The sequence below is a fragment of the Glaciihabitans sp. dw_435 genome (assembly GCF_018449675.1).
Classification (GTDB): Bacteria; Actinomycetota; Actinomycetes; order Actinomycetales; family Microbacteriaceae; genus Glaciihabitans.
The window spans coordinates 1-14,663 of the sequence record NZ_JAAVUZ010000012.1; the positions used below are offsets into that span (position 1 = coordinate 1).

Genomic DNA, 14,663 nt, shown 5'->3' on the forward strand with positions numbered 1-14,663 from the left:
GCTAGCCCGGTAGTCCGCCAGGGGCGGGGCGAGTGGGTCGTTCGCCAGCGGGTTGGCGAGTGTTAGCCGGGAGGTTGGGCGTCATCCGGCGGATTAGTCGGCTCGGGCGGTTGCCACCACTGGGCTGATGCGGGGTTCGGGTCGTCGGGGATGGTCCACGTCTGGGGGTCGGGCTCGCTGGGGTCGTCGAGCGGCCCGTCGGAGGAGTCGTTGTCGGAGTCTTCGTAAGCGTCATGGTGGGCCTGGTCGAGAAGGTCGGCAGGGACGAGAAGGTCCGGCGGGGTATCCGGCGCCGTGGTGGGCATCGTGAAGGGCATCGGCCCGATGAAGCTGTTGGGTTCAGTGATGTAGGTCTTGCCGGACGGACTCGTCCACTTGAGGCGACCACCGCCGATCTGGTCCACGGTCCAGGCGCTGTAGGCCTTGAACTGGTGATGGCTGCGGCAGAGGTGGGCCAGGTTCTCGACGTCCGTTTCACCGCCGTGTTGCCACTCGATGGTGTGGTCGATGTCGCACTGGTCTGCGCGGTTGAAGCAGCCGAAGGCGCGGCAGGTGCCGTCCCGCAATTGGAGAAACCGGCGCATGTCGGCCGGGACCTTGTAGACGGTGCGCCCCAGGGAGAGGATCGCGCCGGTTTCTGGGTGGGTGAGGATCCTGAAGAACGACGGGGCCTTAGCGGCCAGACGGCGGGCGGTATCGGGGTCGATGGGACCGTAGCCGTCCATCATCGCCGGCTCGGAACCTTCGCCCATCGCGGTCAGGGCCGGCACGGCGATGAGGACTGTGGGCTGCACGCCCCTGTCGTACTGCGGGGAGGGTGTGCCGTGCAGTCCGAGGTCTCCGAGGGCGTCTGCGCGAAGCTGGGGAAGGGTTCGTTCCTCGTCCGGACCCCGCAGCGCGCGGGCGGTCTTGTCGATCCGGTTGTAGATCGGGATCACCTTCTCCGCCGAGTCGGTATAGGTCAGGGTCGCCATCCCATCCGGGCCGTTGTCCACCCATACGTTGCGCTCCTTCAGGGCACGCTGGTGGCGGACCTCCAGGGGGACGGGGTGGATGCGCTCCCGGATCACCTTCACCCGATCGCGGAACCGGGGCAGGATCTTCGTCTGCGCCTCGGGAATGGCCGCCTGCTCGAACGCGGGCAGGCACTCGTCCGGCAGGAACCAGGACTCCTTGGCGATGACGGCGGCATGGGGGTGGCTGATCTGCCCCGTCGCCAGCGCCGTGAGGGTATCTGGCAGGTCGTGGATCAACGATTCGGACTCGCTGATCAGGGTGTAAGCCGCCTTCGATGAGATGAGAAGTGCATGGCGGATTTCGGCCGCGGTCTCCTTTACGGCGGCATCGGCGAAGTCCCACCCGTCGCGACGCCCCACCGCGACAGTCAGGCGGTTGCGTTCGAGGGTGAGCCGGCGGATCTGATCGATGGAGGAGGCGCGCCGTGCCGTCAGGGCACGTATTGCTCGCTCGTCGTCCTGCAGCAGATCGATCAGTGAGCCAACGTGCTGGTTGATCTGCTCGACCCGGTCGATGGGCGCACCACCGGGCACACCGGTGGGGTCCTGGGGGTCGGGAGTAGCGGTCACACATCAATTCAAGCCGAGGGGGACGTAATGAAACGGGTGTTCGGTTGATCGGTGGAATGGGGGATAAGTCCGGCACCTGTGGAGGAGAAGACGCGCGCGATCGCGCCGGGCGGCGCCGGATCCCTATGCTGGGCGGATGACGCTGGCCCCACGTTTTCGCATTCACACCCGCGCCACGGCCCGGGACACGACCGAGCGCGGTCGGGTCTCCAGCCCCCTCGAACTGTTATTCGATCTGACTTTCGTCGCCGCCATCGCCCAGATCGCCGCTCAGTTGGCGAAGGGCATCGTGGAGGGCGATGCCGGCAGCAAGATCGTGCCGTTCATGATGGTCTTCTTCGCCATCTGGTGGGCGTGGATGAATTTCACGTGGTTCGCGTCGTCATACGACACCGACGACGTTCCCTATCGCATTCTCACGATGGTGCAGATGGTGGGCGTTCTCGTGCTGGCGGCCGGTGTTCCCGCTGCCTTTAATGAGAACGACTTCACCGCGATCGTCGTGGGCTACTTCATCATGCGTCTGGGTCTGGTCGCGCAATGGGTCCGCGTCGCGGTCGAAGTACAGCAAAGCCGGGCGACCGCTCTCCGCTATGCAGTGGCGATCACCGTGATCCAGGTTCTCTGGCTCATCCGCCTCGCACTGCCTGTCGAGTCCACGGTGGTGACCTTCGTTATCCTGGCGATCCTCGAACTCAGCGCACCGATCTGGGCCGAGCGGAGCGGCGACACGTTCTGGCACCCGCACCACATCGCCGAGCGGTACGGGCTCTTCACGATCATCTTGCTGGGGGAGAGCGTGCTCGCGTCCACGACCGGATTGCAGCGTGCGCTCGAGATCAACGGCCTGAGCGGCAGCCTCATCACGATTTCGATATCGGGAGTCGTGCTGCTGTTCGCGCTCTGGTGGCTGTACTACCTCGAGCCGGCCGGCGACGGGCTCGAGGCCCGCCGCACACGCTCCTTCCTCTGGGGATACGGACACTACTTCGTCTTCGGGTCGCTCGCCGCCCTCGGCGGAGGCCTCGAAGTCGCCGTCGAGGCGGCGGGCCACCACCTCGAAGTGTCCAACGTCACGGTCGGCTACGCGGTCGCCATTCCCGTGGGCGTCTTCCTGATCTGCCTGTGGGCCGTGCACGCTCCGCTGGTACTGCAACTAGTGATCAGCCCCGCCGTAATCCTCCCCGCCGCCGCTGTCATCCTGCTTCTCCCGCTGGCCGCGCAGGCGCTGACACTTGCCGGCGTGATCGCCGGCATCGCGCTGGTGTGCGTGCTGGTCATTGCCGCGACCATCGTGGGCAAGCTGCGCCGAGCCCGACAGGTGGGAAGCGCCTCCGCCTAGACGGAGCCCCGGCCTAGTCCGGGCCTAGTTCCGAGAGAGCGCGGGCTTCAGCACGGTCTCGCACCACTCGGCGAAGGTTGTCTGGCGCGAGGCATCCGCTGTCCGTTCGATTCCCTCGTCGAGCCCGGCGTCCTTGGCGCGCATCATGTCAACGAGACCCTGCACGTGGGCGTCCCCGATGCCGAAGCCGCGCAGCCTGGCGCCGAAACTCTCGAGCGACGTGCGCTCGTAGCGCACCGGAGTGCCGAGCACCTCCGACATGATGCGGGCCAGGTCGTTCTGCGAGAGGTCCTGTGGCCCGACCAGCGGAACGCTGCCGACGCCAGACCAGGAGTGGTCGAGCAGCAGGTCGGTCGCGGTCGCCGCAATGTCGCGCGTGGCGACGATGGGAGCCGTGCGGTCGGGATCCTGCGTGTCCGAGAACACACCGCCACGCTGAAGCTGACCAAGGCCATGAAGGGCATGCGCATCACCGCCAAGGTGACGTCGACGAAGCCCGGCTACGTCTCGGTTGCGAACATCAGCGCCTCGACGGCAAAGGTGAAGTAACTCCACCTCACCGCCATCGGTGAACACACAGTGGGCCCTGTCGCACCTTGTGGTGCGGCGGGGCCCATCGCGTGTGGCTGGCTACTTCGCCCGCGGAATGAGTCGTTCCAGCTGTGTCACGTGGCGTGGCTCCAGCTCCTCGAGGGTGGCCACACCGAGCAGCCGCATGGTGCGGGCGATCTGCTCCGAGAGGATGCCGATCGTGCGGTCGACGCCCTCGCGGCCGCCGGCCATCAGCCCGTACAGGTACGCGCGTCCGATGAGGGTGAACTTGGCGCCGAGGGCGATGGACGCAACGATGTCCGCGCCCGACATGATGCCCGTGTCGAGGTGCACCTCGGTGTCCATTCCCACCTCGCGCACGACCTCCGGTAGCAGGTGGAACGGAATCGGCGCCCGGTCCAGCTGGCGACCGCCGTGGTTGGACAGCGTGATGCCGTCGACGCCCATGGATGCCAGCTTCTTCGCGTCATCCACATTTTGAACGCCCTTGACGACCAGCTTGCCTGGCCACTGGTCCTTGATCCAGGCGAGGTCGTCGAAGGTCACGGTCGGGTCGAACATGGTGTCGAGAAGTTCGCCGACGGTGCCCGACCAGCGGTCGAGTGAGGCGAACGCGAGCGGCTCGGTGGTGAGGAAGTTGATCCACCACTCCGGACGGGGAATCGCGTTGACCACGGTGCCGAGGGTCAGCTGCGGCGGAATGGAGAAGCCGTTGCGCTTGTCTCGCAGTCGGGCGCCGGCGACAGGCACGTCGACGGTGACCAGCAGCGTGTCGAACCCGGCCTTCGCCGCGCGCTCGACGAGGGCCATCGACCGGTCGCGGTCCTTCCACATGTAGAGCTGGAACCAGTTGCGCCCGGTCGGGTTGGCCGCCTTGACGTCTTCGATGGCGGTCGTGCCCATGGTCGAGAGGGAGAACGGGATGCCCGCGGCCGCCGCAGCGCTTGCGCCGGCGATTTCCCCTTCCGACTGCATCATGCGGGTAAATCCGGTGGGAGCGATACCGAACGGCAGGGCCACCGGTCCGCCGAGCACCTGCGACGTCATGTCGACTGTCGAGACATCCCGCAGAATCGACGGCGTGAACTGGATGTCCTCGAACGCCTGGCGCGCGCGGGCCAGCGAGATCTCGGCCTCCGCGGCGCCCTCGGTGTAGTCGAAGGCGGCCTTCGGGGTGCGGCGCTTCGCGATGTCGCGGAGGTCGGCGATGGTGAGGGCGGAGTCCAGCCGACGCTTCTTTGCGTTCAGCTCGGGGCTCTTGAAGTTCATCAGCGGACGAAGGTCCTTGTACTTCGGGATTCTTCTCTGCATCTTCATGGGGTCAACTTTCTGTGGGATGGAGCGCGTCGTAACGAGCGATGAGCTTGTCGCGGGCGCCCCAGATGTGGGCGCGGGTGCGGGCGGTGGCAAGGTCGACGTTGCCGTCGGAGATGGCGTCGAGGATTCCCTGATGCTGGGCGATGACCTCGTGCACGCCGATGAGTCGCTGCGAGTCGAGCTGCGCGATGCAGAGCTCGACCTCACCCATGATCAGCGCGTGCATCCGGGCCAGGCGGTTGCTCGACTGGCCCAGCACGAGGGACCGGTGAAATTCGATGTCTTCATCGGTGAAGGATGCCCCGCCGGTGGTCGCCCTCGATCGCCGCAGCAGCGCGTGGTGAGCCTCGACGGTCGCGGCGGGCGGCTCGGCGGACGTGGCGAGCAGCGCGGCGGCGGCGGATTCCACGACCGCGCGGACATCGAAGAGATCGGCGATGTCGTCCCGGCCCAGCTCGGGCACGCGCGCCGCGTGATGCGGCTCACGGCGCAGCAGCCCCTCGGTGACGAGCCGGTCGATCGCGATGCGCGCGGTGGGCCGGGCGACCCCGAACCGGTCGGCGACGGCGGCCTCGGTGATGGTGGAGCCGGGCGGGTCCAGCTGCGCGAGGATGCTCGAGCGCAGAGCCGTGTAGATCGCCCCGGGCAGCACGGGGGAGTTCGGCGTGTTCCCGCTCATCACCCCTCCGCTCCATTGCCGTGACGATTGTCAGACAATCTAGCAGAAAGTGAAACGATTCAGGAGGTTGTTTTCCGGGATGAACCGGGCCGGCGCAGGCAGGGGGAGCCGGCGCAGGCGCAACCACCGCCCGAAACCTGACCGGCGGGAGAAAAAAGCGCGCGGCGGGAGTCGTAGCTCCCGCCGCGCGCTTACTTCTCCCTCCGAAACCTGCGCGTTTTCCCGCCGAACCAAATAGGGGGGCGGACGGCGGCGGTCAGGCGACCGGGGTGACCTCGGTCGCCACGGTGGACGCGGGAGCCGGGGCCCCGTGCGCGCTGGCCCCGGTGGCCGATGGCAGGAAGAACGCCAGCACGAGCGGCACGGCGCTGAAGGCGAAGATCCACCAGAAGGCCGCGCCGAAGGCGCCCGCGATCTGCGTGCCGGTCGCCCCGGCCCCCGCCGACGTGATGTAGGCCTGCAGGATCACCGCGACTACCGTCACCCCGAACGGAGCACCCACGCGCTGCACGATGCTGAAGGCGGCGCTTCCGCGCGGAATCTCCGGCCGCGCGAGGTTCACGAACGCCAGGGTGGAGATGGGTAGCACGACAGCGCCGACCCCGAAGCCCTGCACGAATTGCGAAACAAGGAGCAGTGCGTCGCCGCCCGAGGCGCCCGCGAACGCGTACGGCAGGATCCCAAGCATGGTGAGTCCGATGCCTCCGGCCACAATGAACCGCGTCTGTACGAACGACGACAGCCACTTGTTGAGGAACACGAACGTGATGGTTCCGGCGCCGAGCGGCATCAGTAGCAGACCGGTCGCAAACGCCGTCTCGCCCCGCGCCACCTGGTAGAACTGCGGGATCAGGAACATCGCCGCGAAGCTCGAGAACCCGGCGACGAAGATCACGATCGAGGCGAGGCCGAAGCTGCGGCGGCTGAAGAGCCGCACGTCCACGAGCGGGGTGCCCGACTTGCGCGCCCAGAGCTTCTCGCGAGTGGAGTAGATGACAAAGCTGGTGATCAGGATGACCCCACCGACGATCGGCAGCCACGATCGCACCGCGCCGAAACCACCCGCGGCACCGGCTTCGCTGACCCCGTAGGCCAGACCAACGAGCCCCGGGGTGAGCAGCAGGAAGCCGATCAGATCCAGCGTGTGCACGCGGTTGGGGGATGACGCCGGCAGCAGCTTCGGGGCAAGCGCAATCGCGGCGATGCACAGCGGCACGTTGATGAAGAAGAGCCAGTTCCACGAGATGGAATCGATGATCGCGCCGCCGACGATCGGGCCGAAGATCGGTGCGAGGTTCGCCGGGATCATGATCGTTGCGATCGCCTTCGGCAGCCGGGCGGGCCCCGCGGCCTGGGCGAGGATCGTGATCATGGTCGCCGTCGCCAGCCCTCCGCCGATGCCCTGCAGCACGCGGAAGCCCACGAGGCTGGGGAGGTTCCACGCGAACCCGCACAGCACCGAGCCGACCAAGAAGATCACGGTCGCGGTGATCCACACGTTCTTGGGTCCGAAGCGCTCGGCCGCCCAGCCGGTGAGGGGGATGACCCCGGCCAACGCGAGCAGGTAGCCGCTCGATACCCACTGGGTGTCGGCGACCGACGCGTGAAACACGACGTGCAGGTGATCGAGGGCGACGTTGACGACGGTGGTATCGAGCAGGATGGTGATCCCGCCGAGGAGGAGGACAAGGCTGAGCAGGGTCAGGCGACGGTCGCTGACGAGCCCATCGGGGGCGATTGATGTGGTCATGTACGTGACACTACACCGTGCAGTGTAGTTAAGTACACCGAGGAGTAAGATTTGATGGATGCCACGGGGCGCGGCCCTCCCGTCACAAGGCGGCATCACCGGACGAAGGCAGGACAGCATGGCCGACATGACCGTGACCGACGGTGGCAAGACGCTGCGGCAGGGGTCCGCCGTCAAGCGGGAAGCCATTCTCGGCGCGGCGCGGGGGCTGTTCCTTGCCGAGGGATTCGAGCGAACGAGCGTGGACGCGATCGCCGCCCTCGCCCAGGTGTCCAAGCGCACGGTCTATGACTATTTCGGAGACAAGCGCGCGCTGTTGCTCAGCGTTGTCGAGCAGGCGCTCGGCACGCTCATGTCCGTGGTCGACCGCGCGATCGCCGATCACCTCACCGAGGTGCAGGACCTCGAGGCATCCCTCATCGCTTTTGCCCGTAGCATCTCCGAGACGGCGATCGGCTCCGCGGACTACGTTGCGCTGATCAGGCTCGTCTCGAACGAGGCGGCAAACCTGCCCGAGCTGCGCGCGCACAACTGGGCGATGGTCGAACCCGAGGTGAAGGTGGCGGACAGGCTGGCCGCGTTCGCCGAACAGGGGCTGCTGGTGGTGCCGGACCCACGCATGGCGGCGGACCATCTCACGGCGCTGACGATGACGCCGTCCATGACCGGGGCCACCGCGGGCATCACGACGACGAACGACGAGACGCAGCGCCGGATCGTCGCGGGAGTGCGGGCGTTTATCCGGGCGTACGAGCCGCGCGGCTGACGGGCTGACCAGACGAGCGCGAGGCCGATCGGGCGAGCCGCGCGGCTGACCAGTCCGGCCGCGCGGCTCGCCCGACTACCGACTACCGACTACCGGTTACCGGCGGGCGGCGGTCAGCTCGCCGAGCACCTCCCGGATGCGCTCCTGCGTCGACGGCGGCAGCTCGAACAGTGAGTCCTGCAGCGAGCGTCCCGATTCCCACTTGGTGTGGCGGCTGTACGAGGTGGACGCCGCGGCATCGGTCTCCGCGATGGCCGCGATGACCGCCCGGTACGCCTCGGGGTCGTCCATGATGGCGGCGAGGGATGTCTCTGCGCTGACGTCACTGACGGGCGCAGCGTCATCCGGCACCTCGACATCCCAGCTGTAGGTGCCCGACCCGACGGTGATCGCTTCCGAGGCGCCGGGCAGCCAGACTTCGGCCGTCGTGTTGGTGGGGATGACGGCGTCCACGGTGACGGTGCCCGTGCCGGAGCGCGACCAGCCGGCGCTGGCCAGACCGTACGGTGTCTCGTGGCTGGCGTTGGCGAAGTCGAAACCGGCAAGCGGGTGCGGGTGGATGGTGATCTCGCGGTATCCCGGGGCGGCGGGAGCGAGGCCGGCGAGCGAGCGGTGCAGCCAGTCGGCCACCGCGCCCAGGGCGTAGTGGTTGAACGACGTCATCTCGCCCGGGTTGATCGAGCCGTCCTCGAGCATGGAATCCCAGCGTTCCCAGATGGTCGTGGCGCCCATCGTGACCGGGTAGAGCCAGGACGGGTTCTCGGTCTGGGTGAGCAGGCGGCCCGCGGCATCGAGGTGGCCGGTAAGGGTCAGCGCATCCGTGATGAGCGGCGTGCCGACGAAGCCGGTGCCGATCCGGTATCCCGCCGAGCGCACGAGAACAGCGAGCCGGTCGCCCATGACCTGGCGTTCGGCGTCGTCGCGGGCGATGTCGAACATGATGGCGAGCGCGTACCCCGTCTGCGCGTCGGACAGCATGCGCCCGGCACCGGTGACGTACTCGCGCAGGAACGCCTCACGCACTGTTGCGGCGATCTCCGAGTACTTCACGGCGTCGTCGGTGTTGCCCAGAATTGCGGCGCTGCGGGCGACGAGATCCACCGACCGGAACAGGTAGGCGCTGGCGACGATGTCGGGATCGGTCTTGGCGTCCGCGGGAAAGTCGGCAGGGGCATCCGGGTCGAGCCAATCGCCGAACTGGAACATTCCCTCCCAGAGCTTGCGGTCGCCCGCGAGCCCGAGCAGCGTGTCTGCCCAGCTCTTCATGCTCTCGAACTGCGTGCGCAAAACGCCGATGTCTCCGAACCGCTCGTAGAGCACCCACGGCACGACGGTCGCCGCATCGCCCCAGGCGGCGGCCGGCGCGGAGAACCCGCCGAGCACGTCGGGAACGATGAACGGCACGATGCCACCCTTCGCCTTCTGTTCGAGGGCGAGGTCTTCGAGCCAGCCGGCAAGGAAGCCATCGGCGTCATAGAGGAAGCTCGCGGTGGGAGCGAATACCTGGATGTCACCCGTCCACCCGAGACGTTCGTCCCGCTGGGGGCAGTCGGTCGGCAGGTAGACGAAGTTGCCCTTCATCCCCCAGCGCACGTTTTCATGCAGACGGTTGATCAGCGGCGCCGAGCTGTCGAACCAGCCGGTGCGCTGCATGTCGCTGTGGATGACGACGGCCGTGACATCCGCCGCATCAAACTCGCCCGGCCAGCCCTCAATCTCGGCGTACCGGAACCCGTGGAAGGTGAACGACGGCTCGTAGGTCTCCGAACCGCCGCCGGCCAGCGTGTAGTGATCGGTCGCCTTGGCGTTGCGCAGCGGGCGGACGCCGAGCTCTCCGTGTTCGAGGACTTCGGCATGGCGCAGGATGACCGTGTCGCCCGCGTTACCCCGGACGGTGATGCGCAGCCGTCCGACCAGGTTTTGACCGAAGTCGACCACCGTCTTGCCGGCGGGAGTCGTGATGACCTCCTTCACGGCGACCTCTTCGATACGCCGGACGGCGGGGGCGCTGCGCGGCGTAGGGATGGGGAATCCACCACCGTCAACGCGGGCGGCGCCCCAGGCCGAGTCGTCGAAGTCGGGGGAGGCCCAGCCCGGCAGATCCTTGCGCGCGTCGTATGTCTCTCCGGCGTATATGCCGCTGGCGACGACGGGCCCGGAACCGGTGGCGGTCCAGGTGTCGTCGGTGGTGACGACCTGGGTGCTTCCGTCCGTGTAGCTGATCACGAGTTGTGCGGCGGCCGCGGCATCCTGCCCATAGAAGGGCTTTGCGCCCTCACGGAAGCCGAAGCTCTCTGTGAACCAGCCGCCGGCCAGCGTGATGCCGAGCGCGTTGCGGCCGGGAACGAGCAGGTCGGTCACATCGGTCGACTCGTGCGTGAGGCGATACTGGTAGGCGGTCCAGCCGGGCTTGAGTACCTCGTCGTCGACCTCGGTGCCATTGATGAGCGCCTGGTACACGCCGTGCGCGGTGGCGTAAAGCGTGGCGCCGGCGACATCGCCGGTCACGTCGAAGGTCGTGCGAAGCAGGGCGGGCTGGCCGATGCGCTCGGGGGCGGAGAGGCCGATCATCCCGGCCGTCCACTGGCCCGGTGCGAGGAACCCGGCCACGATCTCCCGCGGTTCGCTCCACGCGGACGTCACACCATCGGTGCCCGTCACGCGCACCGCCACCTCGACGACCTCGCCCGATTCCAGCGGCGCGAAGGGCCAGTCGACGAGCACGGAGTCGGCGCCGGTCACGGTGTGGGTCGCGCCGGATTCGGAAGCGGATGCCTCGCCACCGCCCAACCGGATCTCGGCACTCACCTGGTGCCAGTCAGCCGTGGTGCTTGCCACCTTCCAGCTGAGACGTGGCGTCGGGGTCGCGACCACGGGAGTATCGAGACGATATTCCGCCTTCAGCTCGGTGATGTCGGGGGCAGGCGAAACGGAAGTCATGAACTCTCCTTTGAGTACAGCGGGACTGGGGATACGGCGGTGCGTGAATCGATTCAATACTAGGGCGGCAGGCGGCAGCGCGCCAGATCCCCGCGACGCCACGCATCGAGCAGGTCTGGAGAAGACTTCTGCGCGACGGGTTTCTACAGTGGAGAGACATCCACTCGACTACGCCGAAGGGAACGACGATGACAGAGAAGACAGCGACAGATGCCCCTGACGAGGGCTTCACCGCCGAGGAGCGCGCCGCCATGAAGGAGCGCGCGAAGGAACTGAAGACGACGGCGGGCCGCAAGCGCACGGGCAAGAGCACTCCGGAAGCCGACGAGAAGGACGTCCTGGAGAAGATCGCCGAGATGCCCGAGCCGGACCGGGTGATTGCGGAGGCCATCCACGCGATCGTTGCCGCGAATGCCCCGGAGCTTGCACCGAAGACCTGGTACGGGATGCCCGGCTATGCGAAGAACGGCAAGGTTGTCGTGTTCTTCCAGGGTGCTGCAAAGTTCAAGACCCGCTACGCGAGCCTCGGTTTCAACGACAACGCGCTGATCGACGAGGGGACGATGTGGCCCGTTGCGTATGCCCTGACGCAGCTGACCGCCGACGATGAGGCGCGGATTGCGGCGCTCATTGCGAAGGCGGCCAGCTGAGACGACGTCATTGGCGACGTGCTGGTTCGGCGGTGCCGAACCGGTGGGGATTAGTCGTCGGAAACGGTGATGTTAACGACGATGTTGCCGCGCGTGGCGTTGGAGTACGGGCACACCTGGTGGGCGGCGTCGACCAGTGCCTGAGCGACCTCGGGGTCGATCTCGGGGAGCACTACCTCGAGGTCAACGGCGAGGACGAATCCACCCTCACCGTTGGGGATGACGTGCACGCGGCTGCCGACGGTGGAGTCCGTCAGGGCGATCTTCTGCGTGCGGGCAACGCTCTGGATGGCGGAGTGGAAGCAGGCCGCGTACCCGGCAGCGAACAGCTCTTCGGGGTTGGCTCCGTTGCCGGATCCGCCCATTTCCTTCGGGATGGCCATTTCGGTGTCAACGTGACCCGAGGTGGTCCTGACGTGACCGTTGCGTCCGGCGCCGGTGGAGAGAGCTTCTGCGGTGTAGATGACGTCCATGTGTTTTCCGTTCATTGTGTGGTGATGTTGCACAGCCGGTGGGGCAGGCGGGACAGATGTGTCGAGCGGCACTGCTCGTGGGGGTGTGTGGTCAGAGCGCGGACGGGGCGGTCAGGGAGTGGATGGTGCTGCGGACCGCCTGGTAGGTGCCCTCGAGGGTGGCGTCGTCGCCGTTGTCGAGGCGCGCGGACCACATCTGGCAGGCGGTGCGGAGACCCACGCCCACGATTTCGGCCGTGAGGCGCGCCTCCGTCAGGGATACCCGCCCGTGGAAGGACTCGACGATCTGGTCGGCCAGTGAATACGCGCGCTCGTCATCGAGCATGGCCGAGACGGCGCGAAGGGACGGCTCGGTCTTCATGAGGGCCCGGATGCGTCGGAGCCGGTTGGCTGCATCGCGGTTCGGCCCGTCGAGCTGACGCAGCACGCCCACGCAGACGGCTTCGAGTTGCTCGAGCACGGGCCCATCGGTGATGCCGGTCGTCAGCCACTCCCGCGTGGGGGTGCGGAACCACTGCTGGAAGTCCAGCACCGTCTCCTCCTTGGAGGAGTAGTACCGAAAGAACGTGCGATCCGAGATTCCCGCGGCGCGCGCAATGTCGGCGATCGTGGTTGCCGCGACGCCATTCTTTTCGAACAGGTCGAGAGCGGCGGAGCTCACCTCGATCTCGGTGTCCCGACGGCGTCGTTCGCGCAGGCTGAGCACTGCTGCCTCCACGGAGGAGAGGTGTCCGCCCGCGGGCGTGGGCTGTTCTGCCACGTTCATTGCGTCGTCCCTTCTCTTTGTGAGTTCTCTAGCAGGTGTGCGGATGCGCATCAACCAGTCTAGGCGTACTCCGTCAAAGTGGCATAGTGTGCCATGACGGCGGACCGGGTCATTCACTGCCGCCACGCTTGTATTCACTGGAGAGAGAAGCTGGACATGCCGCAGAGATTTGAAAACAAGGTCATCGTCGTCACCGGCGGCGCGAGCGGGATGGGCACCACCCACGCGCGTGCGTTCGTCGCCGAGGGTGGCAAGGTCGTCATCGCCGACGTCAACGATGAGGCGGGAAACGCCCTTGCGACGGAACTCGGCGACAACGCCCGGTACCACCACCTCGACGTGTCCGACGAGGCCGAGTGGGCCGACTTCATGGAGTTCACCGAGCGGGAGTTCGGCCCCATCTCGGTCATGGTCAACAACGCCGGCATCGGCGGTGGGGGTCCGCTCGAGAGCATGACCTTCGCGGACTGGCGGAAGGTGCTCGGCATCAACCTGGACGGCGTCTTCCTCGGCACCCGCGCGGCGATCGCCTCGATGAAGAAGGTCGGTGGCGGCTCGATCGTCAACATCTCCTCGTTCGCCGGACTCATCGGCACGCCCTTCAGCGCGAACTACACGACGAGCAAGTTCGCCGTGCGTGGCCTCACGAAGGCCACCGCCATGGAGGTCGCCGACTACAACATCCGCGTCAACTCGGTGCACCCGGGCTACATTCGCACGCCCATCCTGGGACCGCTCGGCGACGAGGTCGTCGTCGGCAAGGTCGCGATGAAGCGGATGGCTCTGCCCGAAGAGGTCAGCAAGATGGTGCTGTTCATCGCCTCCGATGACGCAAGCTACTCGACCGGTGCGGAGTTCGTTGTCGACGGTGGATGGGCCGCCGGCTCACCCGTCAGCATCGGCGAGACCAACGCCCAGTACTACGAGCGCCCCTAGCTGAGTGGCGCGTAGCGCCCGGGCGCCAGATGCCCGGCGCTGCGCGTCTGCGGCATTCCGGGCCTCACTGGCCGAGGAATGCCGCGGCGCGCGTGCCCCAGGTGGCGATGTCCGCCGACGTCTCGGCCACAAACAGCTCCGAGCCGTCAATCAGGTCGGCGAGCCGGTTCGCGGTGGAGAGCGGATGACCCGGGTCGGTCGCCCACGGCAGGATCAGCGTTTTCTGGCCGATCGTCGCCAGGGTCTCCGCGTCCGGCAGGTCGGACAGTCCGGCGCCGCGGAAGATGATGGGCAGCATCTCGGCGGACGCGCCCGGGGCGGGCGGAAAACTCGGAACGTCCGCGAAGATCGGGGGATTCACGGCCGCAGCGAACAGGGTGGCAAGATCGCCAGCGGTGCTTGTCTCGACCGCCTTGGCGAGGCCCTCGTAGATCGCGGTCTGTCCGGCCCGCGTCTCCCAGGCCGTTGGCGGCGCGGTCAGCACGAGCCGGTCGAAGCGATCCGGGCGCTGCGTCACCGCGTGCAGCGCCGTCCCCGTTCCCATCGACGAACCCACGACCGAGACTGGCGCATCCGGCGAGAAGTGATCGGCGAGGGCGATGAGGTCTTCGGCGAGGTGCTGCCACGCGTAGTCGGCGGCGTCGCCCGTGCCGCTGGACTCTCCGTGTCCGCGAGCGTCGTAGGAGATCAGGCGGAAGCCCGCCGCGGCGATCGGCGACAGGTCGAACAGCCCGGACTGTCTATCCGTCGCGCGCGAGCCCGCCATTCCGTGGGCGTAGAACACCACGGGCCCGGCGCCCTGCTCCGAGTACGCGATGTCGACGCCGCGCACCTCTACGTGATGCGTGAGAAGAGCGGATGCCTCGGGGGTGCGGTCTGCGGTTGTCATGATGTCCTTCAGTAATG

Annotated in this window: 13 protein-coding genes; 4 read left to right on the forward strand and 9 right to left on the reverse strand. The window is 67.2% G+C overall.

Annotated features, from left to right (window positions below):
* Positions 1-62: 62 nt before the first annotated feature.
* Positions 63-1,586: an HNH endonuclease signature motif containing protein gene (locus HB677_RS14140; RefSeq protein WP_213816378.1), complete on the reverse strand. Its 1,524-nt coding sequence runs from the start codon at positions 1,584-1,586 to the stop codon at positions 63-65.
* Positions 1,587-1,722: 136 nt separating this feature from the next.
* On the opposite strand from HB677_RS14140, the gene HB677_RS14145 reads away from it, so the two are divergent.
* Positions 1,723-2,928 carry a low temperature requirement protein A gene (locus tag HB677_RS14145; RefSeq protein ID WP_213816379.1) on the forward strand — a complete coding sequence of 402 codons (1,206 nt, stop codon included), beginning with the start codon at positions 1,723-1,725 and terminating at the stop codon, positions 2,926-2,928.
* 24 nt (positions 2,929-2,952) lie between these two features.
* On the opposite strand, the gene HB677_RS14150 is transcribed toward HB677_RS14145, so the two are convergent.
* The 4 genes from HB677_RS14150 to HB677_RS14165 all read right to left on the reverse strand — a co-directional run bounded on the left by HB677_RS14150 (position 2,953) and on the right by HB677_RS14165 (position 7,226).
* Positions 2,953-3,354 (reverse strand): hypothetical protein, encoded by a 402-nt coding sequence (locus tag HB677_RS14150; RefSeq protein WP_213816380.1) that lies wholly within the window; start codon positions 3,352-3,354, stop codon positions 2,953-2,955.
* Between the two features lie 204 nt (positions 3,355-3,558).
* On the reverse strand, positions 3,559-4,791 hold the full coding sequence (locus tag HB677_RS14155; protein ID WP_275950912.1) for an alpha-hydroxy acid oxidase: 1,233 nt from the start codon (positions 4,789-4,791) through the stop codon (positions 3,559-3,561).
* Between the two features lie 10 nt (positions 4,792-4,801).
* The gene (locus HB677_RS14160; protein WP_213816382.1) at positions 4,802-5,476 is read right to left on the reverse strand and encodes a GntR family transcriptional regulator; all 675 of its coding nucleotides are present in this window, start codon (positions 5,474-5,476) and stop codon (positions 4,802-4,804) included.
* A 256-nt stretch (positions 5,477-5,732) separates the two neighbouring features.
* The gene (locus tag HB677_RS14165; protein ID WP_213816383.1) at positions 5,733-7,226 is read right to left on the reverse strand and encodes a DHA2 family efflux MFS transporter permease subunit; all 1,494 of its coding nucleotides are present in this window, start codon (positions 7,224-7,226) and stop codon (positions 5,733-5,735) included.
* Positions 7,227-7,344: 118 nt separating this feature from the next.
* Here HB677_RS14165 and HB677_RS14170 point away from each other — a divergent pair, with 118 nt between their 5' ends.
* Positions 7,345-7,992, forward strand: coding sequence for a TetR/AcrR family transcriptional regulator (locus tag HB677_RS14170; RefSeq protein WP_213816384.1), 648 nt, complete (start codon positions 7,345-7,347; stop codon positions 7,990-7,992).
* 96 nt (positions 7,993-8,088) lie between these two features.
* Here HB677_RS14170 and HB677_RS14175 read toward each other — a convergent pair whose 3' ends face one another.
* Positions 8,089-10,932, reverse strand: coding sequence for an alpha-L-rhamnosidase (locus HB677_RS14175; protein ID WP_213816385.1), 2,844 nt, complete (start codon positions 10,930-10,932; stop codon positions 8,089-8,091).
* A gap of 188 nt (positions 10,933-11,120) precedes the next feature.
* On the opposite strand from HB677_RS14175, the gene HB677_RS14180 reads away from it, so the two are divergent.
* Positions 11,121-11,582 carry an iron chaperone gene (locus HB677_RS14180; RefSeq protein WP_213816386.1) on the forward strand — a complete coding sequence of 154 codons (462 nt, stop codon included), beginning with the start codon at positions 11,121-11,123 and terminating at the stop codon, positions 11,580-11,582.
* Positions 11,583-11,632: 50 nt separating this feature from the next.
* Here HB677_RS14180 and HB677_RS14185 read toward each other — a convergent pair whose 3' ends face one another.
* The gene (locus HB677_RS14185; RefSeq protein ID WP_213816387.1) at positions 11,633-12,055 is read right to left on the reverse strand and encodes an organic hydroperoxide resistance protein; all 423 of its coding nucleotides are present in this window, start codon (positions 12,053-12,055) and stop codon (positions 11,633-11,635) included.
* Between the two features lie 91 nt (positions 12,056-12,146).
* Positions 12,147-12,821: a TetR family transcriptional regulator gene (locus HB677_RS14190; RefSeq protein WP_213816388.1), complete on the reverse strand. Its 675-nt coding sequence runs from the start codon at positions 12,819-12,821 to the stop codon at positions 12,147-12,149.
* A gap of 156 nt (positions 12,822-12,977) precedes the next feature.
* Here HB677_RS14190 and HB677_RS14195 point away from each other — a divergent pair, with 156 nt between their 5' ends.
* On the forward strand, positions 12,978-13,757 hold the full coding sequence (locus tag HB677_RS14195) for an SDR family oxidoreductase (RefSeq protein ID WP_213816389.1): 780 nt from the start codon (positions 12,978-12,980) through the stop codon (positions 13,755-13,757).
* A gap of 64 nt (positions 13,758-13,821) precedes the next feature.
* Here the strand turns inward: HB677_RS14195 and HB677_RS14200 are convergent, their stop codons facing one another.
* Positions 13,822-14,646 carry an alpha/beta fold hydrolase gene (locus HB677_RS14200; RefSeq protein WP_213816390.1) on the reverse strand — a complete coding sequence of 275 codons (825 nt, stop codon included), beginning with the start codon at positions 14,644-14,646 and terminating at the stop codon, positions 13,822-13,824.
* Positions 14,647-14,663 lie beyond the last annotated feature (17 nt).